Below are 3,139 nucleotides of genomic sequence, written 5' to 3'. Positions count from 1 at the left end.
CCCCCGGCCCCACCGGCCACCAGCCCGCCCCCGGTGACCAGCACGCCAGCGGCGGCCTCGCCAACACCGGCACCGAGATCGCCACGATCGCGGGCGCGGCCCTGGCACTGCTCGCGGCCGGCGCGGGCCTGATCTGGCTCCGCCGCCGTAGGGCTTCCAGTGGTGGCGGTGCGTAACTGGCCCTGAAATACCGCCAGTTACGGATGCCAATCGCGGAGCTCGGTTACGGGCTCAGTTACGGAGCCCAGTCACGGAGCTCAGTTACGGATCGCCGAAGGGGTGCCGCTGCCCAGCGGTGCCCCTTCCGGGCCGTACGCCCCGGACAGCACGGCCACCAGCCGCAGCGCCATGTCCAGGTTGCAGCGCCCCAGGTCCACCAGCGGGAACAGCACGTGCCCCGAGCAGGTCAGCGGGTCGATCCGCAGCGACGGCAGCACCACCCCGGCCCGCGCCAGCTCTTCCCGCAACTGCTCCACGGCGTCCTCCGCCGCCCGTACCCGTTCCACAGCCGTCAGCGCCATCTGCCTCGCCCTCCTGCATACCGAGTGTCCTTCTTTCCTTACCCAGCGTGGCCGAATCCAGCTAGCCTGACTACTGTCGGCGACCCAACAACCCCGCATGTCCAGGGAGTTGCCCATGCCAGGCCCCAAGGACCTCGACCCGTCCTCCTCCCCCCGCGCCTTCCTCGGCGCCGAACTCCGCTTCGCCCGCGAAAAGTCCGGCCTCACCCAGGACGAACTCGGCCAGCCCCTCTTCGTCTCCGGCTCCTTCATCGGCCAGCTCGAATCGGGCACCCGCCGCATGCACCTCGAATACGCCCGCCAGATCGATCAGATCCTGGGTACGGACGGCTTCTTCACCCGCAACTGCGTCGCCGCCGCGAAGTCCAAGTACCCGGACCACTTCGCCGAGGCGGCGGAGGCGGAGGCGGTCGCGACGACTATCCGGGAGTACGCGCCCCTTCTCATCCCGGGTCTGCTGCAAACGGAGGCGTACGCGCGGGCCGTGTTCCGCGCCTACCAGCCCACCGCCCCGGACCCTGTCATCGACGACCTGGTGACGACCAGGCTGGACCGCGCCCACCTCTTGGCTGATCCAACAACCCCCATGTTGTGGGTGGTACTTGACGAGGCAGTACTACGCAGAGTGGTCGGCGGCCGCGCGGTGATGGCCGAGGCCCTGGCCCATGTGGCGGCTCTCGGGATCCAGCACCGGATCATCGTGCAGGTGTTGCCGTTTGAGGCTGGTGGGCATGCGGCACTAAACGGCTCCCTGAAGTTGATGAGCTTCGAGGATGCTCCACCCCTCGCCTATCTCCAAGGCTTGGGAACCGGGCGGCTCCAGGACGATCCCGCCACGGTCACCCGCCACGAACTGACCTACGATCTACTCGGGGCCAGCGCACTGCCACCACAACAATCCCTGGCCTTGATCGAATCAGTGGCGGAGGATTACGCCCATGAGGATCAGCCCTGAGTACGACCTGAGCAAGGCAAGTTGGCACAAGTCCAGCTACAGCGGCGGCGACGGAGGCGACTGCCTGGAGATAGCCCGCTGGCAGAAGTCCACCTACAGCGGCGGGGACGGCGGCAACTGCCTGGAGGTGGGTCACTGGCGCAAGTCCACGTACAGCGACAGCAGCGGCGGCAACTGCCTCGAAGTCTCGGACGACTTCCCCCACATCGTCCCCGTCCGGGATTCGAAGAACCCGGACGGCCCCGTGTTGGTCTTCCCGGCCGCTGCCTGGGCGGCGTTCGTGGAGGACGTACGCGCGTGAGGGACCGGGACGACGAACCCGTTTTCCGCAAGGGCGGGTTCGGCACCAACCGGTACGAGTACAACCCCGCAAACCCGATGGGACGCGTACTGATCGTGGTCACGGTCATCGGGGTAATCGTCGGCCTCGTCGTGATGGGGTCGTCGCACTGAAGGCGCAGAACGCGTAAGGGGTCCGGGCGCTCAAGCCCCGGGCCCCGTCTGCTATTTGGCGAACTTTGGCGATGCAGGCGTTACATGCGTCCCGGATATGGCGTCGCGCACACCCCGAAGCTCAGGCGGCGAGCCGCGAGCCGTGTTTGAAATCGAATGGGCGGAGGGCCTCAACCCACCCTCCCTCCCTGGAAGTTGAGCGGGCCGTACAAAGAATTCATACTTTCCGCGTTCGACTTGCAACGGAGGGTGACGAACCTTTAGCGTCCAAGACAACAAACAGCCCCCGGGGCGCAGAAACGCCTCCGGGGGCCTCCGCCAAGATCGTTAGCAGCGATCCGGGCGGCGCGACCACCACGATCGAAACAGGCGATCCGATGGCTGACAGCCACTTTAGTGCCGAGTCCCCCGCCGCGCACCCAGACCCGCATCCAATGGCCAACCCGGGCTACGGAAAGCGGTGCGTCCCCGGCCAACTGGCCCGCACGAACAACGACTTCTCGCACCTTCCGCCCCGCGAGGCCGCCGTCGCCGCATACGTCGACCGGCTCCCGGAAGGCGCGGACATCTCCGTAAAAACGCTGGCCAAGGTGCTGCCGTACGGCCAGTGCGCCTTGCGCACCGCGCTCCAACGCCTCGTAGGCGCTGGCCACTTGCGCCGGGGGCGGGAACACCTGCTCGGCTCGGACAGTGCGCGCTGGGTGACCCGCACCTGGTTCTCGCGCACGGCGAGGGACGACGCATGGTGGGCGGAATTCACCCGAGGGTGTGTCAACGACGCGTCCCTCTCGCCCCCACCCCCGCCCCCTCCCTCCTCCGGGCTCCTTCCCGCTCAACACCCCACCCGCAGCCGGGCGTTCATACTGCTGGCCGCCCTGGGGCGTACCGCACCAGCGCTCTCCCTCTCCGCGCGGGACTGCTCGGACCTGGAGCCACTGGTGGTGGCCTGGTTCGAGCGCGGCGCGACGGAACAGGACGTACTGCGCGCCCTGACCACCGGGCTCCCGACCCCGGTCTACAGCGCCGCCGCCCTCACCCGCACCCGCCTCATCGGCAAGCTGCCCCCGGAGCGTGCGCCGGCACGCCCGGCCTTGCGCGTCCTGGAGTGCGCGAAGTGCGGCACTCCGGGCCGCCCGGAGGCCCTGCCGGGCGGCGAATGCGGCCCGTGCCGGGGCGAACCCCCCCCCCGGCCACCCGCCTCCCCCCTCCC

6 protein-coding genes are annotated in these 3,139 nt (G+C 68.8%); 5 read left to right on the top strand and 1 reads right to left on the bottom strand.

From position 1 onward, the window contains the following. A partial coding sequence (locus ADK54_RS48245; protein WP_159047723.1) for an LPXTG cell wall anchor domain-containing protein occupies positions 1 to 176 on the top strand: 176 nt, incomplete at its 5' end. A gap of 81 nt (positions 177 to 257) precedes the next feature. Here the strand turns inward: ADK54_RS48245 and ADK54_RS10420 are convergent. Then, the gene (locus ADK54_RS10420) at positions 258 to 521 is read right to left on the bottom strand and encodes a hypothetical protein (RefSeq protein WP_063801943.1); all 264 of its coding nucleotides are present in this window, start codon (positions 519 to 521) and stop codon (positions 258 to 260) included. Between the two features lie 115 nt (positions 522 to 636). Between ADK54_RS10420 and ADK54_RS10415 the strand changes: the two genes are divergently transcribed. The 4 genes from ADK54_RS10415 to ADK54_RS10405 all read left to right on the top strand — a co-directional run. Beyond that, positions 637 to 1,476 (top strand): helix-turn-helix domain-containing protein, encoded by an 840-nt coding sequence (locus tag ADK54_RS10415; RefSeq protein ID WP_053725290.1) that lies wholly within the window; start codon positions 637 to 639, stop codon positions 1,474 to 1,476. Continuing rightward, positions 1,460 to 1,777 carry a DUF397 domain-containing protein gene (locus ADK54_RS10410; RefSeq protein ID WP_078966271.1) on the top strand — a complete coding sequence of 106 codons (318 nt, stop codon included), beginning with the start codon at positions 1,460 to 1,462 and terminating at the stop codon, positions 1,775 to 1,777. The genes ADK54_RS10415 and ADK54_RS10410 overlap by 17 nt, the downstream gene beginning before the upstream one ends. After that, a complete protein-coding gene (locus tag ADK54_RS46705; protein ID WP_199826923.1) occupies positions 1,774 to 1,929 on the top strand; it encodes a hypothetical protein in 156 nt (51 codons plus the stop codon). The genes ADK54_RS10410 and ADK54_RS46705 overlap by 4 nt, the downstream gene beginning before the upstream one ends. A 377-nt stretch (positions 1,930 to 2,306) precedes the next feature. Next, positions 2,307 to 3,139 (top strand): hypothetical protein (locus tag ADK54_RS10405; RefSeq protein ID WP_420717288.1); only part of this gene is annotated, 833 nt, incomplete at its 3' end.

The sequence above is a fragment of the Streptomyces sp. WM6378 genome, assembly GCF_001279695.1.
Classification (GTDB): Bacteria; Actinomycetota; Actinomycetes; order Streptomycetales; family Streptomycetaceae; genus Streptomyces.
This window is presented reverse-complemented; position numbering and strand designations above follow the sequence as displayed.